Genomic DNA, 2,195 nt, shown 5'->3' with positions numbered 1-2,195 from the left:
AACGGGGCCAATACTCCGCGTAGCAGATCGCAACCTAAAACGATCTTCCCGGGGCCCTGGGTTCCACCATGCCTGTCCGCACGCTTAAACTGGGCGCCGTCCTCATCGGCGTCGGCGGTCCGGGGCAGCACAACACGTGGCTGAGCCCCGAGATCCCGGGCGACGCCAGCGTGGATGTCCGCTGGTACATCGCCCGCGCCCAAGAGGCGGAGGCCGCGCGGTTCGATCACTTCTTCATCGTTGACAGCCAGTTCATCACCGCGGATTCCCCGAACCACTACCTCAGCCGGCTCGAACCGTTGACGCTGCTGTCCGCGATCGCCGTCCACACGAGCCACATCGGCCTGGTGGGCACGATCACGACGTCCTACAACGAGCCCTTCAACGTCGCCCGCCGCCTCGCCTCGCTCGATCACATCAGCGGCGGTCGCGCGGGCTGGAACGTCGTCACCAGCGGTGACTCCGGAACGGCGGGTAACTACAGCCGCGACGAGCACTACGACTATCCGACCCGCTACGGCCGCGCGCTCGAGCATGTGGGGGTGGCGCAGGCGCTCTGGGACTCCTACGAGGCGGACGCCTTCCCCCGCGACAAGCAGCGCGGCCAGTTCTTCGATCGCAACCGTCAGCATGCGCTCAATCACAAAGGTGAATTCTTCTCCGTGGTCGGACCACTGAACCTGGAGCGCACTCCCCAGGGGCAGCCGGTCATCTTCCAGGCGGGTGACTCGGAGGAAGGGCGTGACCTCGGCGCGAGCATCGCCGACGCAATCTTCACCCACTCGCAGACGCTCGAGCAGGCGCAGGCATTCCGCACCGAGCTGCGGGCCCGGGAGGCCGCCAAGGGTCGCGACCCGGAAAACCTGCTCATCGTCCCCGGGATTTTCCCGATCATTGCCGACACCGATGAGCAGGCCCGTGCCAAGGAGGATGCGATCGTCGGCGAGGGCAGCTTCGAGCGGGCCCTGGCCGAGCTCGGTCGGCCCTTCGGCTGGTATGACTTCTCGCAGTACGATTTGGATGCGCCGTTCCCCGAGGTCGGGGACGTCGCCGAGCGCAGCTTCCGTACTCATGCGGAGGCAATCACCAAGCTGGCGCGGGAGAACAATCTCACGCTGCGCCAGGTGGTCGAGCACCAGCTGCAGGCCCGCCGATCGCCCTTCGTCGGTTCGCCCCTGACCGTCGCGAAGGAGATTCAGCGCTGGTTCGAGGCTGGCGGCTTCGACGGCATCAACATCACCGTGAACGTGCCGAGCGAGTTCGCGCGCTTTATCGACCAGGTGCTGCCGATCCTGCGCGAACGAGGCGTCGTCCGCAGCGAATACGAGTCGACCACGCTGCGCGGCAACCTCGGCCTGCCGATTCCCGAGAACCGGTACACGGCGGCCCGGCGCCAGCAGGAGCAATCCGCCGGCGAGGCGGTGGCCGACAGCGCGGCCCCGGTGCTCGTCCCCTGAACCGCGGCCCATTCCCGTCGAAATCCGAGCAGAGAAAGAAGAAGATGATCTCCCAGCAACACCTGCCGCCCGCCCGCCGCACGAAGCGCGGCGCCGTCCTCGGGGCCCTCCTGGCCCTCGCGGCCCTCGTTCTCAGCGCCTGCGGCTCAGGTTCCGGCGGCGGCGGGGGCGGGGGCGGGGGCAAGTCGGCCACCCTGAAATGGGCCTCCTCCTTCTTCCCGACGCGCTGGGATCCGGTGGTCGCGGGCAGCGGTGCCCAGTTCCGCATCCTCGCCCTGCCCTACGCGTCACTGACGAAGACGGATGCAAATGGCAACGCCGTCCCGGATCTGGCGCAGAGCTGGACCTACAACACCATCGGCGACGAGATCACGTTCCATGTGTGCCCGAAGCTGACGTTCAGCGACGGCACTCCGGTCAACGCCGCGGCGGTCAAGAACGCCATCGACCGGGCCAAGACGCAGAAGAACTCGGCGCTGTTCGGTGACCTCACCTCGATCAAGTCGGTCACCACCAGCGGCGACCTGGACGTGGTCGTCCACCTCACCCAGGTCGACCATCAGATCCCGTTGCTGCTCGGTGAGCGCGTGCTGCAGATCGCGAGCCCCAAGGCCGCGGCGGACCCGGCGAACCTCGACCAGCACCCGGTCGGCGCCGGACCGTTCGTCGTCACGCACTGAGCCTTTCCCGGTAACGTTTCGTCGCTTTGCGTGACATCAATGTTGTGTTGGTGTGTTG

General features: G+C 67.0%; 2 protein-coding genes. Both read left to right on the top strand.

The genetic code is table 11. The annotated features are described in order from the left end of the window. Positions 1-68 precede the first annotated feature (68 nt). Positions 69-1,457, top strand: coding sequence for an NtaA/DmoA family FMN-dependent monooxygenase (locus tag G6R25_RS23580; RefSeq protein ID WP_163554614.1), 1,389 nt, complete (start codon positions 69-71; stop codon positions 1,455-1,457). 44 nt (positions 1,458-1,501) lie between these two features. Continuing rightward, positions 1,502-2,137, top strand: coding sequence for an ABC transporter substrate-binding protein (locus G6R25_RS23575; RefSeq protein WP_235949501.1), 636 nt, complete (start codon positions 1,502-1,504; stop codon positions 2,135-2,137). Positions 2,138-2,195 lie beyond the last annotated feature (58 nt).

The sequence above is a fragment of the Candidatus Frankia alpina genome (assembly GCF_902806485.1).
GTDB classification, from domain to species: Bacteria; Actinomycetota; Actinomycetes; order Frankiales; family Frankiaceae; genus Frankia; species Frankia alpina.
Note: the sequence above shows the minus strand (reverse complement) of the source record. Positions and strands in the feature narration are given on the sequence as shown.

Coding starts and splice junctions, on each gene's coding strand:
- G6R25_RS23580 (WP_163554614.1), top strand. CDS start 69: ATGCCTGTCCGCACGCTTAAACTGGGCGCCGTCCTCATCGGCGTCGGC.
- G6R25_RS23575 (WP_235949501.1), top strand. CDS start 1,502: ATGATCTCCCAGCAACACCTGCCGCCCGCCCGCCGCACGAAGCGCGGC.